This window comes from Nonomuraea sp. NPDC050404, assembly GCF_040655495.1.
Classification (GTDB): domain Bacteria; phylum Actinomycetota; class Actinomycetes; order Streptosporangiales; family Streptosporangiaceae; genus Nonomuraea.
Genome location: NZ_JBFAKB010000011.1, coordinates 106,129 through 125,934 on the forward strand (window position 1 = coordinate 106,129; position 19,806 = coordinate 125,934).

20 protein-coding genes and 1 pseudogene are annotated in these 19,806 nt (G+C 69.6%); 11 read left to right on the top strand and 10 right to left on the bottom strand.

Annotated elements, in window-relative coordinates; all coding sequences use genetic code 11:
- Positions 1-9: 9 nt before the first annotated feature.
- On the bottom strand, positions 10-834 hold the full coding sequence (locus AB0I81_RS29550; RefSeq protein ID WP_360663027.1) for an NmrA family transcriptional regulator: 825 nt from the start codon (positions 832-834) through the stop codon (positions 10-12).
- Between the two features lie 122 nt (positions 835-956).
- On the opposite strand from AB0I81_RS29550, the gene AB0I81_RS29555 reads away from it, so the two are divergent.
- Positions 957-1,664, top strand: coding sequence for a TetR/AcrR family transcriptional regulator (locus AB0I81_RS29555; RefSeq protein ID WP_360663029.1), 708 nt, complete (start codon positions 957-959; stop codon positions 1,662-1,664).
- Positions 1,665-1,721: 57 nt separating this feature from the next.
- Here the strand turns inward: AB0I81_RS29555 and AB0I81_RS29560 are convergent, their stop codons facing one another.
- From AB0I81_RS29560 to AB0I81_RS29570, 3 genes are read right to left on the bottom strand one after another with little or no spacing between them, the layout of a single operon-like run.
- Positions 1,722-2,027, bottom strand: coding sequence for a Tn3 family transposase (locus AB0I81_RS29560; RefSeq protein ID WP_360663031.1), 306 nt, complete (start codon positions 2,025-2,027; stop codon positions 1,722-1,724).
- The gene (locus AB0I81_RS29565) at positions 2,027-3,199 is read right to left on the bottom strand and encodes a Tn3 family transposase (protein ID WP_360663033.1); all 1,173 of its coding nucleotides are present in this window, start codon (positions 3,197-3,199) and stop codon (positions 2,027-2,029) included. The genes AB0I81_RS29560 and AB0I81_RS29565 overlap by 1 nt, the downstream gene beginning before the upstream one ends.
- Positions 3,103-3,534 (bottom strand): hypothetical protein, encoded by a 432-nt coding sequence (locus AB0I81_RS29570; protein WP_360663035.1) that lies wholly within the window; start codon positions 3,532-3,534, stop codon positions 3,103-3,105. The genes AB0I81_RS29565 and AB0I81_RS29570 overlap by 97 nt, the downstream gene beginning before the upstream one ends.
- A 238-nt stretch (positions 3,535-3,772) precedes the next feature.
- Here AB0I81_RS29570 and AB0I81_RS29575 point away from each other — a divergent pair, with 238 nt between their 5' ends.
- Positions 3,773-4,279 (top strand): DinB family protein, encoded by a 507-nt coding sequence (locus tag AB0I81_RS29575; RefSeq protein ID WP_360663037.1) that lies wholly within the window; start codon positions 3,773-3,775, stop codon positions 4,277-4,279.
- 308 nt (positions 4,280-4,587) lie between these two features.
- On the opposite strand, the gene AB0I81_RS29580 is transcribed toward AB0I81_RS29575, so the two are convergent.
- The gene (locus tag AB0I81_RS29580; RefSeq protein ID WP_360663039.1) at positions 4,588-5,160 is read right to left on the bottom strand and encodes a TetR family transcriptional regulator; all 573 of its coding nucleotides are present in this window, start codon (positions 5,158-5,160) and stop codon (positions 4,588-4,590) included.
- Between the two features lie 70 nt (positions 5,161-5,230).
- On the opposite strand from AB0I81_RS29580, the gene AB0I81_RS29585 reads away from it, so the two are divergent.
- The 5 genes from AB0I81_RS29585 (at position 5,231) to AB0I81_RS29605 (ending at position 9,191) form a co-directional block, all read left to right on the top strand.
- On the top strand, positions 5,231-5,800 hold the full coding sequence (locus AB0I81_RS29585) for a dihydrofolate reductase (protein WP_360663041.1): 570 nt from the start codon (positions 5,231-5,233) through the stop codon (positions 5,798-5,800).
- Between the two features lie 19 nt (positions 5,801-5,819).
- The gene (locus tag AB0I81_RS29590; RefSeq protein WP_360663043.1) at positions 5,820-5,978 is read left to right on the top strand and encodes a hypothetical protein; all 159 of its coding nucleotides are present in this window, start codon (positions 5,820-5,822) and stop codon (positions 5,976-5,978) included.
- Positions 5,979-6,144: 166 nt separating this feature from the next.
- Positions 6,145-6,423, top strand: coding sequence for a hypothetical protein (locus tag AB0I81_RS29595; protein ID WP_360663045.1), 279 nt, complete (start codon positions 6,145-6,147; stop codon positions 6,421-6,423).
- A gap of 114 nt (positions 6,424-6,537) precedes the next feature.
- Positions 6,538-7,296 (top strand): ABC transporter ATP-binding protein, encoded by a 759-nt coding sequence (locus AB0I81_RS29600; RefSeq protein ID WP_360663047.1) that lies wholly within the window; start codon positions 6,538-6,540, stop codon positions 7,294-7,296.
- Positions 7,281-9,191, top strand: a complete 1,911-nt coding sequence (locus tag AB0I81_RS29605; RefSeq protein ID WP_360663049.1) for a hypothetical protein — start codon at positions 7,281-7,283, stop codon at positions 9,189-9,191. Before AB0I81_RS29600 ends, AB0I81_RS29605 begins: the two co-directional genes overlap by 16 nt.
- A 73-nt stretch (positions 9,192-9,264) precedes the next feature.
- Here the strand turns inward: AB0I81_RS29605 and AB0I81_RS29610 are convergent, their stop codons facing one another.
- On the bottom strand, positions 9,265-9,390 hold the full coding sequence (locus tag AB0I81_RS29610; protein WP_360663050.1) for a hypothetical protein: 126 nt from the start codon (positions 9,388-9,390) through the stop codon (positions 9,265-9,267).
- Between the two features lie 38 nt (positions 9,391-9,428).
- Here AB0I81_RS29610 and AB0I81_RS29615 point away from each other — a divergent pair, with 38 nt between their 5' ends.
- Both AB0I81_RS29615 and AB0I81_RS29620 read left to right on the top strand, forming a co-directional pair.
- Entirely contained in the window at positions 9,429-9,608 is a 180-nt protein-coding gene (locus AB0I81_RS29615) for a hypothetical protein (RefSeq protein ID WP_360663052.1), read from the top strand.
- A gap of 496 nt (positions 9,609-10,104) precedes the next feature.
- Positions 10,105-10,194, top strand: a pseudogene (locus AB0I81_RS29620) (IS5/IS1182 family transposase); the annotation flags it as partial.
- A gap of 209 nt (positions 10,195-10,403) precedes the next feature.
- Here the strand turns inward: AB0I81_RS29620 and AB0I81_RS29625 are convergent.
- Positions 10,404-13,682, bottom strand: coding sequence for an efflux RND transporter permease subunit (locus AB0I81_RS29625; RefSeq protein WP_360663054.1), 3,279 nt, complete (start codon positions 13,680-13,682; stop codon positions 10,404-10,406).
- Between the two features lie 100 nt (positions 13,683-13,782).
- On the opposite strand from AB0I81_RS29625, the gene AB0I81_RS29630 reads away from it, so the two are divergent.
- Complete coding sequence (locus AB0I81_RS29630) at positions 13,783-14,316, top strand: MarR family transcriptional regulator (protein WP_360663056.1); 534 nt, start codon at positions 13,783-13,785, stop codon at positions 14,314-14,316.
- A 111-nt stretch (positions 14,317-14,427) separates the two neighbouring features.
- Here AB0I81_RS29630 and AB0I81_RS29635 read toward each other — a convergent pair whose 3' ends face one another.
- Both AB0I81_RS29635 and AB0I81_RS29640 read right to left on the bottom strand, forming a co-directional pair.
- Positions 14,428-16,713: an ATP-binding domain-containing protein gene (locus tag AB0I81_RS29635; RefSeq protein ID WP_360663058.1), complete on the bottom strand. Its 2,286-nt coding sequence runs from the start codon at positions 16,711-16,713 to the stop codon at positions 14,428-14,430.
- A 100-nt stretch (positions 16,714-16,813) separates the two neighbouring features.
- Entirely contained in the window at positions 16,814-18,151 is a 1,338-nt protein-coding gene (locus AB0I81_RS29640; protein WP_360663060.1) for a lanthionine synthetase LanC family protein, read from the bottom strand.
- Between the two features lie 216 nt (positions 18,152-18,367).
- On the opposite strand from AB0I81_RS29640, the gene AB0I81_RS29645 reads away from it, so the two are divergent.
- The gene (locus tag AB0I81_RS29645) at positions 18,368-19,129 is read left to right on the top strand and encodes an SDR family oxidoreductase (protein WP_360663062.1); all 762 of its coding nucleotides are present in this window, start codon (positions 18,368-18,370) and stop codon (positions 19,127-19,129) included.
- 91 nt (positions 19,130-19,220) lie between these two features.
- Here the strand turns inward: AB0I81_RS29645 and AB0I81_RS29650 are convergent, their stop codons facing one another.
- Positions 19,221-19,691, bottom strand: coding sequence for a pyridoxamine 5'-phosphate oxidase family protein (locus AB0I81_RS29650; protein ID WP_360663064.1), 471 nt, complete (start codon positions 19,689-19,691; stop codon positions 19,221-19,223).
- Positions 19,692-19,806 lie beyond the last annotated feature (115 nt).

Here is a 19,806-nt window from a genome sequence, read left to right on the forward strand (position 1 = left end):
GCGGCGGGCCTAGGCGTTCCAGACACCGGTGGCGGCGGTGGCGCGGACGTAGTCGGCGAACTCGCGCGGGGGCCGGCCGAGGGCCTGCTGGACGCCGTCGGCGAGGGTGCCGTGGTTGCCGCCGGACAGGCCGGCCATCTCCTGGGCCTGTTCGGCGGGCATGCCGGCGTCGACGAGGGTCTGGAGGTACTGCTCCAGGGGGACGCGGGTGTGGATGATGGTGCGGCCGGTGGCCTGCGACAGCTCCTTCGCGACATCGGTGAAGGTGAGCAGGCGCGGCCCGGTCAGCTCGTAGGTCCGGCCGTGGTGGCCGTCTTCGGTCAGGGCGGCGACCGCGACATCGGCGATGTCCTCGGCGTCGATGAACGCCTCGGTGAAGGTTCCCTCGGGCATGAGGAACTCACCGTTGAGGATGTCCTGCAGGTGCATGGTCTCCAGGTTCTGGCAGAACCAGCCGGGCCGCAGCACCGTCCACTCCGCGCCCAGGTCCTTGATCGAGTCCTCAAGCCCCTCCAGGCCGAGCTCGTTGGAGTCGCTGCGGCCCGACAGCAGCACCAGCCGCCGCGCGCCGCGCTCGACGGCGGCGCGCGCCAGGGCCGCGACGCGCTCTTCGGCCTCGGGCGCGAGCAGGTCGGGATACACGATGTAGACGGCGCTGACGTCCTCCAGGGCCGCGGGCCACGTGGAAGGGTCTTCCCACATGAAGGGCGGGGTGCCGGTCCGCGAGCCGATCCGTGGTTCGCCGCCGAGGGCGGTCAGCCGGTCGGCAACGCGGCTGCCGGTGGTGCCCCGGCCTCCGATGATCAGTACGGCGGGGATGTTCAGGGAGGTCATGAGACTCCTTCAGGGTTGGTGGCGCGCCGTCCACGGCGTAGTCGCTGCGTGGTGTGCGGAAACTATACGGCATGAATTTTATGTGCTCTGTCCAGTGTGGTGACGGCATAGAATTGCTGGTCATGGACGGAACCAGGACTTTGGGGCGGCGCGAAAGGCTGCGGATCGAGACGACCGCCGAGATCAAGGCCGTGGCGATGGACCTCATGGCCGAAGGCGGGCCCGGCGCGATCTCCCTGCGGGCCATCGCCCGGCAGATGGGCATGACGCCCAACGCGATCTATGCCTACTTCGCCACCCGCGACGACCTGGTCACCACGCTGATCAGCGATGTCTACACCGGCCTGGCCGATGCAACCGACGCCGCGCTGGACGCCGCGCCGCCCGGCGACGCCGCCGCGCTGATCCGCGCCTGGGGCGGCGCCTTCCGCACCTGGGCCCTGGCCCACCCGCAAGGCTTCCGCCTCATCTACAGCGAGGCCGTCCCCGGCTACCTGTCACCCGAAGGCGGCGCCGGCGCCGAAGCCGAAGCGCGTTTCTGCCTCGGCCTGACCCGCATCGCCGTCACGGCATGGCCTCACGCCCGCCACCTGCACCCTGACGACTTCACCTGGGACGACTTCGAAACCGAACTCCTGGCCCCCATCCGTGAGATCTTCCCCGGCCTCACCCCCACCGCTCTGGCGCTCACCCTGCGCATCTGGGGACACCTGCACGGCATCGTCAGCCTGGAGGTCTACGGACACCTCCGCGCCCCCGCGGCCACCCTCGACAAGATCTACAACGCAGAACTCGCCCAGCTCATCCGCTCCCTCGGCATCGACCCCTGAACCACCACGGCCCCGGAGGGCTTCGCCCCTGCAATACCTCTCGAAGGAGAGCAAGGATTACACCGGCGCGGCGGGGAACAGCGCGCGAAGGGTGAGGTCCAGCCTGGTCGCCACGATGTTCTGCGGCGGGGTGGTGTCCACGATGCAGTCGCCGAACCGGCGTATCGTGCGCGTGATCAGGGGTGAGATGGTGGCCAGGTCGTCGGGGTCGACGAGGTGGCCTTCGGCGGCCAGGGCGTTGGCGGCGTCGGTGATGTCCAGGGCGGTGGAGTAGATCGCGCAGTTGGAGATCAGCTCGTTGAACTTCACCACCCGCTCCTGGTAGTCCGGGTCGTTGTGGCCGATCAGCTGCCCGCCGATCATCAGGTGCGCGGCGAAGCCATGGAACGCCTCGGTGCGGGTTCCTGATCCTCGGAAGAAGATCGAATCCGAGGATGGCCGCGAGCCCGAAAACAGGCAGCGACGCCGCCTTGGGTGTCGGCGTGAATGGCGTCGGGCTGGATGGCGGAGACATTGCACAGCAGCGAGTCCAGCAGGTACACCGCCTCCCACACCCCACACGGGATGAAGTGGCCGAACAACGCGATGTAGGAGTCGGACACCAGCTGGAACGCCAGAGCGCCAAAACCTCCATACCTGACATGGGATTCAGCCCGGAGATTGTCTTCCCAGGTATCGATCTGCGACCCGTCGGCCGCAGCGACCGACCCGTCGCCCCACACCTGCGTGACGTCCAACGCGGCGAAGGCGTTCACCACGTCCGCAGAGGCTTTGTAGATCTTGCCCGGGTCGGCGTGCTTGTTCCCGGCGGTGTAGATCTCGTGCGCGGATATCCCGCGCATGTGCCGGGCCACCTCGGTCGGGCCGAAGTTCCCGCCGTAGGCGAACGCGGTCACCACGCACCGGCCCAGCACCGGACGGCCGCCCTCCAGACGCAGGTCGGTGTTCGCCGCATACCCCTCATCCACCTCGCGGGCCGTCTGGGCCAGCAGGCTGCGGTAATGCGCGACAAGAGCCTTCGGATCCGACGGTATGCCGGCCTGAACGCAGAACTCCCCGGCCTGACTCTCGCACTCCTGCCACGCCATCAGCTGGGTATGTAAGTTGGCATAAGAATCCGACCCGACCACCGCGATGTCCCCCGACCGCAGCTCGGCGGCCAAGTGGGAGAACACGCAGACCTCCAGGTGGCGTCGCGCCGGCATCCCCGGCCGGCGCCGGTCGCGCAGTGTGCGCTTCCACAAGGGCCCGGCGAACGCGTCCACGTCGATCCTCAGCACGACCTGCTGGCCGTCCCGCTCGACCAGAACGCTCTCCTCGATCCCCTCAGCGCGGCGGTCGGCATCCCGGTTCGCCCGCACGAACTCCAACGCCTCCAGCACCGCCCGCTCGGCGGATGTCGCCTCCAGCTCGACCGCCTCCACCAGCGCGAACAACGTCAGCCGGGGCGACTTGTAGTACTGCTCGCACACCGGCAGGTAGTTGTTGCCGTGGTGGGCGGCCACCGCCTCGTGCGACGCCGACAGAGCCGCCACCCCGCCGCCACCCCGCCGCCGGCGGCCAGGGCTTTGAGCACCAGCTCGCCGGTCAGCGCAGTCTGCCTGACGGCCGCCTCGGCCGGCCCGTCTCCAGGGTCGTCTTCGTGCGCACCAGATTCGTCGTCGGCGGCGCCGTCAGACGCCGCGCCGCCGGGCCCGGCGGCCTCCCGGACGGCGGGCAGGACGTCGCCGAACACCTCCATCAGCCGTTCGCTCGCCTCGCGGTGCTCCTCGCGCAGCGCCTCCAGCCGGGCCCGGCCCTTCTTGTGGATCACCGCCATGCGCTTGCAGAACATCTCGGTGACCTCGTCTCGTGCCGACGTGCGCAGCACGTGGACGAAGAGGGAGCGCCTGCAGGAAGGTGACCATCCAGCGGGCCATGCTCACCAGGGGTGAGGTGCGCACTTCGGGCTCCGGCCGCCAGACGGGCGTGAGGGTCCGACCGGATCCCAACGGAAATCCCCACTAAGATCACCAACGCGCGTGTCATCGCCAGCCCAGCGCGAGGAGAGCTCCCCCATCCCCAGCGGCGCGCGCAGCACTGTTCGATGCAATACGGGAGGTGCGATCGTGTCGACACCGTTGTGGCCTGAAGAACTTGTCAGCTCCGGCACCGAACGCGAGGTTCTGGAGGCGTTCCTCGACTGCCAACGCCGGCAGATCAAGGCAAGGATCGCCGGGGTCTCCGAGGCGGACTCGCGACGACGGATCGTGCCGTCCATGACGACCCTGGCAGGACTGATCAAGCATCTAACCGCAGTAGAAAGGAACTGGTTCCAACGTCAGCTGGCACAGCGCGATCCGGCCGACATCCCCGGCAACTCGCGCGGAGATGGTCAGAGCTGGGAATTGAGCCCCAACGACACCCTCGACAGCCTCATCGCGGAGTACGACACGGTGTGTGAGGAGAATCGGCGGATCGCAGCCCGGTTCACACCCGACGACGCGGTGCCGTCAGAGAGGCTCGGCGAGGTGTCGCTGAGGTGGATCTACGCCCACATGATCGAGGAGACCGCCCAGCACGCCGGACATGCTGACATTCTGCGTGAACTCATCGACGGTGCCACCGGCCTGTGAACGCGGCTTGTCCGCATATTCCCGCATTGATCGGTCACGGCACCAGGGCCTCCCGTGCAGGAAACGATCATAAGAGCCCGCGCATTCGCTCAGCTGAGACCCATTCGTGAACGGCCCCTGCGGATCGGTACGGCGCTCGGCTCGCAGGTCAACGCGTCGGTGGGATCGGTGTCGGCCAGGGCGGCGTAGTTGGTGTGCCGGTGGCGTGGGGACTCGATCCAGCAGGGACAGGTAGGCGATGCCGGTGGCCGGCCAGGGAGGGGAAGCCGAGCGAGATCCAACGGCCTCGACTCAACAACTCTCACACGTCAGGCATTCAGCGATCTTCGCACTGCGGCCTCCACCAGCTCATGGACCTCCGGCTCGGTGAAGATGTCGGGCAGCGTCAGCCGTTCCACGATGAGCCAGTTCAGCGCGAGGTAGAGGAGCACCACCGAGGTCGAGTCGCCGGGCAGCCCCGAGGCGGCGTGGTAGCCGATGTTGGCGTCGATGTCCTCCCGGATGCGCTTGGTCAGCACCGCCCGCAGCTCAGGGCGGCGAGTGGACTCCAGTCGAAGCTCGAGCAGAGCCAGGTAGCCGGAGTTGAAGGCGGAGACCCGATCCACCAGTTCGTGCATGAGCTCGGCATAGCGAGTCTGGTCCTGCACGCCTTCCTGGTTGCGGGCGATCGCGGCCTCGTCGGGCAGCAGACGCTCATAGATGCGCCCACCGACCTGGGTGAACAGGTCGTCGCGGTTGGCGAAGTAGTTGGAGGCCGTGCCCGGGGGCACAGCCGCCTCCACATCGACGGCCCGGAAGGTCAGCCCCCGCGCTCCCTCTCTGGCCAGCACCTCGATGGCCGCGTCGACTAGCGCTTGCCGTCGCTCGGGATTTCTGCGCACTTGACACCACTCCATCTGTAGTACTACGTTTGAACCACTCCAAACAGAGTACTACATCCGGAGTTACCGTATGCGAAAGCTTGTCTACTACATCGGCGTCTCCCTCGACGGCTACATCGCCGGCCCCAACGCCGAGTTCGACTTCTACCCCCTATCGGACCGCATGACCGCCTGGGTCAACGAGCGCTACCCCGAGACCGTCCCCACTCATATCCAGAAGCTCGTCGGCCTTGAAGACACGCCCAACAAGGTCTTCGACACCCTGGTGATGGGCCGCGGCACCTACGAGTCGGCAGGCGCCTCCATCACCAACCCGTACTCCCATTTGCGCCAGTACGTCGTCTCCCGCACGCTGACGATCGACGACCCCACGGTGCAGGTGAACACGGGCGATCCGATCGAGCTCGTCCGGCGGCTGAAGGCCGAGGACACCGACATGAACATCTACCTCTGCGGCGGCGGCAGGCTCGCTGCCACCCTGCTCCCGGAAATCGACGAAATCATCCTCAAGAGCTACCCCGTGGTGGCGGGAACGGGCATCCCGATGTTCTCTGGACAGTTCCGCCCCACCCTGTTCACCCCCTCCCGGCGCGAGTCCTTCGACAACGGCGCCCAGATCACCTGGCTCACCAAGGCCTAGAACCCCCGAGGGAACACGCATGCACATCAAACTCCCCACCGCGATCACCCAGGCCAAGGCCGAGCACCAGACCCGATCGCCGCACCGGCACGACCAGCCGGCGCGCGACCTCAAGCCCACGGGCCAGGCCAATCTCTCCCGTCGCCCGACCGCCGCCCCTCGCCGCGGCGGGTACTGAGCGAGGCGGTGCTCCACCCGCCGTAGCGATCCGAAGATGGTGGGAAAAGACGGTTTCCGACAGGTAGAGCGAGGCTTCGTCCGTCCAGAGGAGTGCCGCTGCGGATCGTCTGCCGCTGCAGGAACTCAGCCTCGCGACCACCACGCCGCCCTTTCTGGCCCGCTGAGTGGACCACTTCGGCAGGCCCGGCGGTTCCGGCTTCGGGACGGCGGCCCGCACCCACCGCCGCGACTCGGCCTCGCCCGGTCAATTCGGCTGGGACGGCGGCCCGGGCACCACCGCCCACGCCGGCCCGGCCGAGGACCTCCTCGCCATCCTGCTGACCGGGACGGCGATGGACTTGGCGCATGCCCTCCGGCTGCACCGCGACTACTGGACCACCATCCACCAGGCATCGACTGGCGCCAGGCGGCTCGGCAGTCCAGCTTCTCCACCCGATGCCTGATCTCGACCCTGATCGCCCGCACGGCCCCGATGGCCAGGCCGTGACTTCGACCTGCGGCAGTACGCCCGCGAACTGTCTGACCTCTTCACCCTTGCGACCGACCAGAAAGACACCATGACCCCTGCCCTCAAGATCGCCGGCCTCGCGAAGACGTTCGGCGAGAAGACCGCCGTCGACCACGTCCACCTCACCGTCCCCCAAGGATCCTTCTACGGCCTGGTCGGACCGAACGGAGCGGGCAAGACCACCGCTCTGTCCATGGCCGTCGGCCTGCTCAGACCGGACGAAGGACGCGCGCTGGTCCACGGCGTCGACGTGTGGGAGAAGCCGCTGCGGGCGCGCCGCCTGATGGGCGTCCTGCCCGACGGTCTGGCCATGCCGGAGCGGCTCACCGGCCGTGAACTCCTCACCTACCTCGGGCAGTTGCACGGCCTGAACGCCGAGGAGGCCGACCGGCGGGCGGACGAACTGCTCGCCGTCATGGAACTCGACGGCTCCGCGGAACGCACCCTGGTGGTGGACTACTCCACCGGCATGCGCAAGAAGGTCGGCCTGGCGACCACACTGCTGCACGCCCCCAAGGTTCTGGTGCTCGACGAGCCCCTGGAGGCCGTCGACCCGGTCTCCGCCGCCACCATCAAGAAGATCCTCAAGAGGTTCGTGGGCCATGGCGGCTCGGTGCTGCTGTCCAGCCACGTCATGGCGCTCGTCGAGGAGCTCTGCGACACCGTCGCCGTGATGGCCAGGGGACGCGTCGTCGCCGAAGGCCCCCTGGATGAGGTCCGCGGCAGCCGTACGCTGGAGGAGACCTTCGTCGGCCTGGTCGGCGTCACGGTCGGCGGCGGGGAGGGACTGTCGTGGTTGGCGTCCTGATCCGGATGAAACTGGCCGTGCTGCGCCACAGCACGACCGACGCCAAGATGGCCCTCAACGGCCTGGGCTACGGCGTCGGCAGCTGCCTCGCCGTCGCCACCCTCGTCCTGGCCTTTCTTGACTTCTCCCACCCGCGGCTACTGATGGACCTGCTCGCGGTGACGTTCGCGCTGTGGGCGCTGGGGTGGATGGCCGGCCCGATCTTCGCCGGCGAACCGCCGCTCAACGGGGAGCACTTCCACCGCCAGCCCGTTCCGCGTCGCACGCTGACCATGGGCCTGCTCGCCGCCGCCCTGGTCGCCGTCACCACCGCCATCACGCTGCTGGCGTTCGGCGCGCTGATCGTCTTCGCCGCCCGGCTGGGCTGGGTGGCCGTCGTGGTGTCGGTCCCGGCGGTGGTGCTGCTCCTGCTCCTGGTGGTGCTGCTGTCCCGCGTGGTCACGCTGCTGTTCCGCATGCTGGCCACGTCCCGGCTCGGAGGAGTCGTCACCGCGACCGTCACCGCCGCGATGGTCTCGCTGTCCTCCTTCTCCTGGATCCTGATCATCGGGGTCTTCCCGCTGCTGGAGTACGGTTTCCCGCCCGCCTTCTCCATGGTGGTGCGGTCGCTTCCGTCCAGTTGGAGCCTGATCGCCGTCGAGGCGGCCGGCCGCGGCGACTGGCTGTGGACGGTGGGACCGCTGCTCGCGCTGGCCGTGGTCGTGGCCGCGCTGTTCCTGGTCTGGAGCGCCCTGCTCGGGCCGCAGCCGATCGCCCGCCCGGTGGTCCGCGGCTCCTCCGCCCGGCGTGGCTCATTGATCCGAGCCCTGTTCCGGGGCGACCTGGGGGCCCTCTACCTCAAGGAACTGCGTACCTGGTGGCGCGACCCGGTACGCACCCAGGGCATCGTGATGGGCCCGGCCTTCGCGATCATCACCGCGTTGTTCCCGTTGATCTTCGGCTTCACCGCCGCCTTTCCGTTCGTCGGTGCGGCCGGCGCCTTGATGGCCGCCGCGACCTGTGCCAACTCCTACGGGCAAGACGGCACGGCGCTCTGGCTGACCCTGACGGTTCCGGGCAAGGAGAAGGCCGACGTCCGGGCCCGGCAGCTGGGCTGGCTGACCGTCTTCGGGCCGCTGACGCTGGCGCTGACGCTCGCCGGCTGCCTGCTGCACGGCGACGCCGCTCTGACGCCGTGGGCTCTGGCCGCCACCCTCGCCGCGCTCGGCGGCGGCTCCGGTCTGCTGGCCTGGGTCTCCGTCGTCGCCCTGGTGCCCGGTCCGGACCCGCACAAGAGCAAGAACTCGCCGATGGACCACGGTGACGTCACCGGCCAGTCCTTCCTGATGTGCTCCCTGGTCACTCTCGCGATGTGCCCAGCGCTCGGGGCCGCATGGGCGGGCCACGCCCTGAACATGCCCGCCCTGCTGTGGGCAAGCGTCCCGGTCGCCATGCTCACCGGTGCGCTCTGCCACGTGCTGCTCGGTTCCATGGCGGCCAGGGCACTGAATGACAAGGGGCCCGAACTGCTGCACCTGATGCGATCGGGCAAACCGGACATCCGCGCCGGGAAGACCGGGGAGTCCCCGTTCTCGACGATGTCGGGTAGTCGTCAGACCCTCATGTGGTCTGCCATGGCCGTGGGCATCCTCGGACTGTTCCCGCAGGGCCTGGCGCCCTTGGGCATCAAGCTCAGCGGGTCGCAGGACAAGGTCTGGTTCCTCGCCCTGCACGTACCCGAGCCATGGCAGTGGCCGGTGATCGCCGTCATGGCCGCGATCGGACTCGCCGGCACCTGGGGCGCCTACCACGTGTACCAGGCCGAGAAGAGGCGGCTCCAGGCCGGAGCCGTACCCCCGCCTTCGGAGAACTCCGCAGGCGCCTCAGGACGAACGGGCACTCCCGAACATCCATGACGAGGACCATGTCGTGCTCCGCCAGCAGGGCGGTGAGCAATCCGGGCCGAACTCACGCCCCCGGATCGGTCGCTCATCGCGCCCAACCGGCCCCACACCACCAACGACCCAGCAGCATGGTGCCGTCGAGATACTCCAGCGCCGGATCCTGGCCGCGGCGCCGCTCCACGATGTGCCGCAGTGCGGCGCGAATGCGCACCAGCCTCTCCGTGCGTTGGTTCACCCGGGGCGGGCGCGATGCGCAGCACGCCGCCCTCCATCTCGGGGCCTGTCGGGCCGGGCCTGGTCTCCAGCGGTGGTGAGTCCCCGGACTCGGTGAGGTCGTCTTCCGCGCTGAGCAGAACCAGGGCGGCGGGCATCGGCGGGCATCGGCAGGCCCTCGTCATTGGCCCGCAGCAGCAGCGCGAGCCGAGCTGAAGACTGGTGGCTGATCTACCAGATCAGCGCATACTCGGCGGCTGATGGCGGTTGGTCAACGGCACCGCATGGCACGTTTCGCTCGTATTCCGGTCTCACCCCAACCTGACAGGGGCCACGGGCGCCCTGCGCGAGGCACTGCTGACCAGCCGCGAACTAGGGAGTCGGGGTGACGCTCTCCCGGACGTTCCCGGGAGCGTCACCATACACCCCTCTAATCAGGGACTATGAGGGTTCCAACCGATCAAGGAATGATCGGCTTTACAACCTGGAGCGCCACATCGGGCGGAAGAGGACGCGGCCCCACACCATCCTGTCCGACCTCATCGGACCGAAGTAGCGCCATCCGGCCGCCACACGATCGCAGGTCAACGCATCGCGCCCGCCTGACCCCGAAAAATCCTGTCTCATCGCCACATATGGCATCTCGCCCGGGTTCCATCGACGGCTGGATGACCGTCTGGCCAGCCGCTCTGCCCGGCAGTACGCCCAAGGCATGACCGCACCGCGACCCTATCCCAGCGAGTTGTCCAACGCCCGATGGGCGCTCATCGAGCCCATCCTGACTGCCTGGCGCGCCGCACGCCGCGCCAGCGCCCTGACATCGGACGGCCACCCGAGCACGACCTGCGCGACAAAAGTATTCCCGCACCAGGATCGGTCTGGCCGCGTCCTTCTCCACCTGAGAGATGACCGCCATGATCGTCCGCTGGAAGTCCGGCCGCCGACAGGTCAGCCGCCCGGCGGGATGCGATGATCCCGCCGGGCGGCTGACCGGCTCACACTTCGACGGTCTTACGCGGGCTGGCCGGCCAGGTTCTCCCTACCTGCCTCGCCGGTGCCGGACTCGGACTTCGGGCCCGGCGAGGCCGCGTGGCGCGGGCCGCGGTCGCGCTTGCGCGTGACCACGACGTACAACGTCGGGACCAGAACGAGGGTCAGCAACGTCGAGGAGATCAGGCCACCGATCACCACGATCGCCAGCGGCTGCGAGATGAACCCGCCCGACCCCGTCACACCCAGCGCCATCGGCGTCAGCGCGCAGATCGTGGCGATCGCGGTCATCAGGATCGGCCGCAACCTGCGCCGGCCGCCCTCGATCACCGCCTCCACCACACCCATGCCCTGATCCCGGTACTGGTTGATCAGGTCGATCAGCACGATCGCGTTCGTCACCACGATGCCGATCAGCATCAACATGCCGATCAGCGCCGGCACGCCCAGCGCCGTGTCCGTCGCCACCAGCAGGCCGATCGCGCCGGTCGCCGCGAACGGGATCGACACCAGCAGGATCACCGGCTGGATGAAGCTGCGGAACGTCGCCACCATGATCATGAACACGATAGCGATCGCCGCCAGCATCGCGATCCCCAGGTCGGCGAACGCGTCGGCCTGGTCAGCCGACACACCACCGATCTCGTAAGTGGCCCCCGACTCCAGCTCCAGCCCGTCCAGCTTCGTGGTCAGCGCCGTCGTCACCGAACCCAGATCGTTCGCATCGGCCGCCTTGGCCGACACCGTGGCGGAACGCTCACCATCGATCCTGGTCACCTGCGTCGGACCGGCCACCTCACGCACATCGGCCACCGACGACAACGTCACCATCCCACCGGCCGTGGCCAGCTTCAGGTCCTCGATCGCCTCGATGTCGTCCGGCGCGTCCGCACCCCGCAACACCAGGTCACTCGCACGGCCGTCCAGCGTGATCTGCCCCAAAGGCGCGCCACGGAAGGCCTGCGCCACCGCCTGGCCCACCTGCGACTCGGTCAGGCCCCGCTCGGCCGCCTCCTCACGATCCACCACGATCTCGACCCGCGGCGCACTGGTCTCCAGGTTCGACGACAGGTCACGCAGCCCGGACACCTCGCCCATCGCCGTCTTGACCGTGTCCGTCGCGGCGCGCAGCGCGTCGGTGTCGGGCGCCCGTACGATCACATCGATCGTGTCCGAGGCGAACCCGCCCCCGGCGGCGCCGCCACCCACGGTGACCTCACCCACCCCGGACAGCTTCCCGACCGCGTCGCGCACCTCCTGCTCCACCTTCGGAGTGTCGGTGCCCTCCTTCAACGTGATCGAGAACGACGCACGGTCCGCACCACCACCGGTGCCGCCCATCATGGCGTCGCCGCCACCCACGTTCACCTGGTACGTCTCCACCGCATCGACGTCATCCAGCACGCCCTCGACCTGCTTGGCCGCCTTGTCGGTCGTCTCCAGGTCCGTGCCCACCGGCATCCGCTGCGACAACGACAGCGTGTTCTGCCCCGCCGAATCCAGGAAGTTCGTCTGCAACCCCCCGGCCAGGCCCATCGTGCCGATGAACACCGCCACGCCGATCAGGATCGTCACCAGCTTGAACCGCGTCGCGAACCGCAGCACCGGCAGATAGGCCCGCTGCAACGGCGAACGCAACTCCTTGGCCTCGGCCTCCTCACGCTGCTTACGCGCCTGCTCCGGAGTCAGATCCGGCGCCCCGAGGAACCAGTACGCCAGCACCGGCACCACCGTCAGCGACACCACCAGCGAAGCCAGCAACGCCACCGTCACCGTGATGGCGAACGGGCTGAACAACTCGCCCACCATCCCGCCCACCATCGCGATCGGCGCGAACACCGCCACCGTCGTCAACGTCGAGGCCGTCACCGCCCCCGACACCTCACGCACCGCTGCCAGGATCGCCTGCAACTTCGCCTCGCCATAGGCGAGATGACGTTTGATGTTCTCCAGGACCACGATCGAGTCGTCCACGACCCGGCCCACCGCGATCGTCAGCGCGCCCAGCGTCAGCATGTTGAGCGAGTAGTCCCCCGCCCACAACGCGATCAGCGCGATCACCACCGACAGCGGGATCGACACCGCCGTCACCACCGTCGAACGCACCGACAGCAGGAACACCAGGATGACCAGCACCGCGAACGCCAGCCCCAGCAGACCCTCGGTGGTCAGGCTCTCGATCGACTGCTCCACGTACGGCGCCTGGTCGAACACCACCGACACCGCCGTGTCCGAACTGTCGCCCAGCGACTTGGTCAGCTCCGGCAGCTTCTCGGTGATGGCGTGCGAGATCGCCACCGCGTTGCCGTCGGGCGTCATCGTCACCGACACACCCAGGCTGGTCTTGCCGTCGGTACGGGTGAGCGCCGTCGCGTCCGCCAGCCCGCGCGTGATCTTCGCGACGTCACCCAGCTTGACCGGCTTGGGGGGCTTGGGCGGCGCGATCTGCTGCGGCGCCTGCGCCTGACCGGTCTGCCCGGGCTGAGCCTGACCGGTCTGCCCGGCCGGCGGACGGCCCTGCTGCTGCTGAGCCTGCTGGGCCTGCTGCTGGGCCGCCGAGGGCTGGGCCGGCGTCAGGTACAGGTTCTTCAGCTTCTCCACCGAGTCGACCCGCGAGCCGACCTGCACCGACAACGACTTGCTGTCGGAGGTCAGCGTGCCCGCCGGAACCGGCGTCCCGTTCGCCTTCAGCACGTCCGGGATCTGCGCGGCCGAAACGCCAGCCCGCGCCATCTTCTTGGCGTCCGGCTCGATCGTCACGACCTCCTCGCGGGTGCCCGTGACAGACGCCTCCCGTACGCCCTCGACGCTCTGCAGCTCCGGCACCATGATGCGGCGCAGCTTGTCGGCCATCGCCCGCTCGTCGCCACCGTCGCCCACCGCCAGCACCATCACCGGGATGTCGTCGGTACTGCCGGCCACCACCTGCGGTTCCACACCGTCCGGCAGCGTCACCCTGTTGACGGACTGCTGCATCTTGTTCAGCGAGGACTCGATGTCGGTGCCGTACTCGAAGGCCACCTGGATCTGCGCCAGGCCCTCCTTCGAAGTCGAGGTCATCTGCTCCATCCCGGCAAGCCCCTGGAAGGAGTCCTCGATCGGAGCCGTGACCTGGTCCTCGACGATCTCCGGCGACGCGCCGGGGAACGACGCGATCACGAACGCGCCTGGGAACGACAACGACGGCAGCAACTGCTGTTTCAACTGCGGGATCGTGAACGCGCCAAACGCGCTGAGCACGACCGCCACCAAAATCACAAGGCTGCGGTTGACCAAGCTCAACCGGGCGAATGCGGTCATAGACTCCCCCTCCAAAGAGTTCGCCCCAGACTAACACTTTGCCTTGTGCGAATATTTAGATCACCTGAGCGTTCCTGATAACCTTCTCAGGAAGCGAGAGGTGAGCGTGAGCAACGAACGCGAAGAGCTGATCCACCGGATCAGCGAAACACAGCGCGGCCTGGCACGGCTGTTCGCCCAGCACCAGTCCCCCCTGTTCAACTCCAACCTCACCATGAGGCAGCTCAAAGTCATCATGCTGCTGTCGGTGAACGGCTCCGCCTCCGGCCAGGACCTCGCCCACGACCTCGGCGTCGGCCTCGGCACCGTCACCGGCATCGTCGACCGCCTCGTCGCCCACGGCCTCGTCAGCCGCCACGAGGACCCGCACGACCGCCGCGTACGCCGCGTCGAACTCACCCCCGCGGGCACCGGCCTCATCGAGGACATCAACAACGCCGGCTCCCAGCACTACCTGCGCATCATGCGCCACCTCGACACCGAGACCCTGCGCGCCCTCGACTCCGCCACCCACACCCTGCGCGAGGTCGCCACCAAGCTCGCCCAGGAAGAACACCAGGAGCCGGCCGGCGGGCCGGCAGCAGGCGCCACCGGCGAGCCCGTCAACGACGCCTCTTCCAGTACCTCCCGCTGAACCTCATCCCGACAACGGCCGGCCCGTCCGTCCGGTTCCCTTTGGTGGAGGGTTTGGTGATGGGGAAGGCAGTGGATTGTCACCAGCCCGCCGCCTTTACATTGTAGATTTCTAAGCTAGGCGCGACAGCACCGCCGGCAGGTCGCCCTCATGCACCACCGTCAGCCGCCGCGTGGCCCGCGTCACCGCCACGTACAGGTCCTGACCGCCCAGCGGGGACTGCCCGATGATCCCCGCCGGATCCACCACCACGACCGCGTCGAACTCCAGCCCCTTGGCCTGCGTCACCGTCAGCACCACCACCGGCGCGTCCAGATCCCCCTCCGGGAACAGCCCCGCCACCCGCGCGTGCAGCGCGTCCGGCGTCACCACGCCCACCCGGCCCTCGCCGATCTCGGCCAGCTCCGCCGCCACCAGCTCCGGCAGCCCCGAAGCCAGCTCCGGCGCCGGGATGCGCACCGCCCGCGGCTCGGCTCCGCCCTCGCGTACCGACTCCGGCGGCTCCTGCCCCGGCGCGAACGCGCGCAGCACGTCCGCCGCCACCCGCATGATCTCCACCGGGGTGCGGTAGTTGACCAGCAGCCGCTCCTCGCGCCAGCGCCCCTCCAGGTACGGGTCCAGCACCTCGCCCCACGACCGCGCACCCGCCGCCGAGCCCGTCTGGGCCAGGTCGCCCACCACGGTCAGCGACTTGGCCGGCACCCGGCGCATGATCATCCGCCAGGCCATCGGGGACAACTCCTGCGCCTCGTCCACGATCACGTGCCCGTAGGCCCAGGTGCGGTCGGCCGCCGCCCGGTCGGCCGTGGTCAGCGACGCGCCGTCGTCGGCGTGCCGCCCGGCCAGCACGTCGGCCCGGCCGAAGATGCCCGCCTCGGCCACGCCCGTCGAGGTCAGCACCTCCCGCGCGTACAGTTCCCGATCGGCCTGCTCCTCCAGCTCTTGCCTGGCCGCCACCCGCCGCGCCGAGTCGTCCTCGCCCAGCAGGTCGGCCGCCTCGTCCAGCAGCGGCACGTCCCCGACAGTCCATGCGGCGCCCGCCGGGCGTACCAGCTCGCGCCAGTCCAGCTCCGGCGGCGCCACCGAGCGCAGCGTGTCCGGCGCGGACAGCAGGCCGTCGATCAGCGCCTCCGGGGTCAGCTCCGGCCACAGCTCATCCACCGCGCGCCGCACCTCCGGCTCACCCCACAGCCGCTGCGAGGCCAGGTCGATGTCCAGGTCGTCGAGGTCGCCCTCCAGGTCCAGCGGCTGCGACAGCTCCGGCTCGCCCTCGATCACCAGTTCCTCGATGTGCAGCGACTCCTCCAGCGCCCGCGCCTCGGCCCTGGCCAGCTCTTTCAGCAGCTCGGTGACGTACAGCTTGCGCGCCATGTTGTGCGGCAGCCGCACCGCCCGCGCCCGCTCGCGCAGCAGCTCGCACGTCTCACGCGGCACCCGCAGCGGCAGCCCGTCCAGCTCCACCACCAGATCCCCGTCGGGCACCCGCTGGCGCAGCCGCAGCGCCGCGGCCACCACCTCCGCCATCCGCGCGTCGCCCTTGACCACCGCCGCGGCAGGCCCGTCGGCCGCCCGCGCCCGCACGCCGGGCAGCATCTCCCCGACCGTGGTCATCACCACCTGCGTCTCCCCCAGCGCCGGCAGCACCTGGCTGATGTAGCGCAGGAACATCCGGTTGGGGCCCACCACCAGCACCCCGCGCCGTTCGAGGGTGTCGCGGTGGGTGTAGAGCAGGTACGCCGCCCGGTGCAGCGCCGCCACCGTCTTGCCGGTGCCCGGCCCGCCCTGCACCACCAGCGCGCCCTGCAGCGAGGCCCGGATCACGCGGTCCTGCTCGGTCTGGATGGTGGCCACCACGTCGCCCATCCGGCCCGTACGGCCCCGCCGCAACGACGCCAGCAGCGCCGCCTCGCCCACCAGCGTGCGCCGGTCCCCCTCGCTCATCCCCTCCAGGTCGAACACCTCGTCGTCGATCCCCACCACCAGGCGATCCTTCAGATGCAGGTGCCTGCGCCGCACCAGCCCGCCCGGAGCGGCGGCGGTGGCCACGTAGAACGGCCGCGCCGCCGGCGCCCGCCAGTCGATCAGCACCGACTCGTGCCCCTCGTCCCGCAGGCCGATCCTGCCGATGTACGTGCGCTGCCCGGCGCCGTCGTCGATCCGGCCGAAGCACAGGCCCCGCTCGACCGCGTTGAGCTGGGCCAGCCGCCGCGCCTGCTCCGAGGCCAGCGCCTCACGCTCGACCCGCGCCTGGCGGGTTCCCGAACCGCCCCTGCCGTACACCTCGCGCAGGGTCCGCTGCGCCCGTTCCCTGGCCGCGTCGAGCCGGCCGTAGAGCCACGACACAGTCCGCTGTTCACTGTCAAGGGCTTGCGCGAAACCATCTTGACGATTAGTCATTCGCTGGTATACTCCTAACCAGGAGGTCTGTGAGAGCTCGATGCATATGAATGGCAATATTCGAGCTTAACCCCGCGCGTACGCGTGCGCAACGGCCTTCTTACACGGGCACGCCGGGCACCGGCGGGAACGGGTTGTCCGGCAGCAGGATCATCCGCCCCTCCTTCTCGCCAGTCGCCGCACGCAGGGCCGCCGCCAGATGCAGCAGCGCCGCGCCGATCCCCGCCGCCCCCGCCATGTAGCCGGTGTCGGCGCTCATCTCACCGGGCCGCGACCGCCGATACGCCTGATACCAGCGCAAACCCTCCTCTCCACTTTCGCTGTCCCCGCTGCCGCGCGCCGCCAGGTGGCCGCCCAGCGCCGCCGCGAAATCCAGGTACGCCGCCCGCCCCGTCACCGCCCACAGCCCCGCGAACAGCTCCACCAGCCCCGCCACGCCGCAGCACTGGCAGGCCGTGTCCCACAGGCCCGGCACCCGCCGCCCCGGCACGCCGCTGGCCATGATCCCGCAGGCCAGCCGCTCGGCCCAGTCCAGGTCGGCGGGATCGCCCGCCACCCGGTACAGCTCACAGAACATCCGCGCCACACCCGCGGAACCCGAGCAGAAGCCCAGATAATGCAGGCCCCGCCCCTGCGGCAGATGGTGCGGCACCATCGCGCACTCCCCGTTCAGCACGCTCACCGCCCGCACGAAACCCGCGCCCCTGCGCGCCGCCGCCAGGAACCGGGCCTCGCCCGTCACCCCGTACAGGCGGGCCAGCAGGAACGCCGTGCCGGACGTGCCGGCGGAGAAACCCGGCGTGACCGCGTCGCGCGGCAGGCCGGGGCAGTCGCCGAAACGGTGGCCGGGCACCGCCAGGTCCGCCGCCCGTAACCCCGCCTCGGCCGCCAGTTCGCCCAGCGGCGCCAGCCCCAGCATCGACGCGCCGTGCAGCAACGCCAGCAGCACCCCGCCGTCGCCGCGCTGCGCCGGATCCCCCAACCAGCCGGGGCCCGCCTGCATCGGCCGCGCCGCGCGCGCCACCCGCTCCAGCGCCCCGGCCGCCGCCTCCTCGGCCACGCCGTCGCCCAGCACCCACCCCGCCTCGCACAACGCGACCGCGATCCCGCTCAGCCCGTGGTAGAAGCCCACATCGGTGACCTCCCGCCACGCCGAGGCCAGATAGCGCACCCCCGCCCGCGCCTCCCGCAGGTAACGCTCGTCGCCGGTCGCCGACGCCAGCTCCAGGAGGAACAGCACGATGCCGGGGGCGCCGGCGTACAGGGAGACGGGTTCGGGAGCCAGCGCCGAACGGCCACCGGGGTCGGGGTTGGCCAGCCAGTGCCGCGCCCGCTCGTCACCGGCCCCGGCGCTGCCGATCCAGCGCGCCGCCCGCACCGCCGCGCCCAGCAGGGCGTCCGCCCGCTCACCCGGGGAGCGGGCCCGATCCACGCTCATCGCACACCCGGCGCCTTCCTCCTCACCCGAGAACGACCTCACATTCTCCCGCACCACGCCCCGCCCGCCAACCTCCAACCCCTGCCCAACCGGCGATCCAGCCCCCATTCGGCCCCCGACCGGCCCGCACTCAGGAGCCTGCTCGCCGGGCTCTGGCCGGACCGTTCTCCGGCCCTGTCCGTACGGCGCGGCGTGCGGGTGCTAGCTTGATCGGCTATGTCCGACTACCTGCGGGAGTTGTTCTCCCTTCACGGCAGGCGCGCGCTGGTCACCGGCGGCAGTTCCGGGATCGGGTACGCCATGGCCGAGGCCATCGGGCGCGCCGGCGCCGAGGTCGTCCTGGTGGCCCGCGGGGAAGGCGCGCTGGACGAGGCCGCCGCGCGGCTGCGCGGGCACGGGGTCACCGCCTCATGGATCAGCGCCGACCTCGGCGACGCGGACGCCGTACGGCGCGTCTGCGACACCGCCGACGACATCGACATCCTGGTCAACGACGCCGGCAACAACATCCGCAAGCCCATGGCCGAACTGACCCTCGACGACTACCAGCGCACCATGGCCGTCAACTTCACCGCCCCCTACCTGCTCGGCCAGCACCACGGGCCGCGGATGGCCGGGCGCGGATGGGGACGCATCATCAACGTCGGCTCGCAGCAGTCCATCAGCGCCTTCGGCCACAGCGGCGTCTACGGCGCCGCCAAGGCCGCGCTCGCCGGCCTGACCCGCTCCCACGCCGAGGCGTGGTCCGCCGACGGGGTGTGCGTCAACACGATCATGCCCGGCTTCGTGCTGACCCCGCTCACCGAGCCCGCCCAGGCCATCCCCGGCCGGGTCGAGGCGATGGCGGCCCGCCACATGACGGGCCGCAACGGCCTGCCGCGGGACTTCGCCGGCGCCGCGGTGTTCCTGGCCGGGGACGCCTGCGCCTTCGTCACCGGGCAGATGCTCTTCGTGGACGGCGGCTTCTCCGTCCACTGAGCGGACGCCAGACGGGGCTCTTGAGCGTCGATGGTGGCGCTCTTTGTGCCGCGTATCTGCCTCAGCAAGGCGGGCGCCTTTACGTTGTAGATTATTTGCGGCGGAACTCCCGGGTTCCCCGTTCCTCGTGCCAGGAGTCGATGACGAGGTCGTCGCCCTCGACCCTGGTCCAGGCCACCTCGGTCACCTCCAGCCGGAACAGGTAGGAGTCGGAGCCGGGCTGCCCGAACGACGCCAGCAGCTCAGGATCGGTGATCTCCACCGCCCGCCCCGCCAGCTTCAGATCTCCCTCCCAGGAGGACGGATCCTCCCCCTGGGGATCGCGGGAGGTCACGTGGATCGCCATCCGCGGATCCCGCCGCAGGTCGGCGGCCTTGACCGCGTGCGCCATGGACCCCGTCCACAACTCGCCGTCGCGGAACGTCGTCTCCACGCCGCTCACCCGGGGCGAGCCGTCCTTGCGCAGGGTGGCCAGGACCTTGTGTTTGTAGGCGTCCATCAGCCGCCGGGCGGTGCGCGCCAGCTCCGGGGCCCCGTTCTCGAACTCCTGCCATGAAGCCATGGCCCTCATCATGGCCTCCGCCACCGACAGACGCCATGCGCCGGCCCGGATTCGTGAATCCGGATTCATAAACGTCTGCTACGTTAGTAAACGAACGAACATTTACTATTGCGGA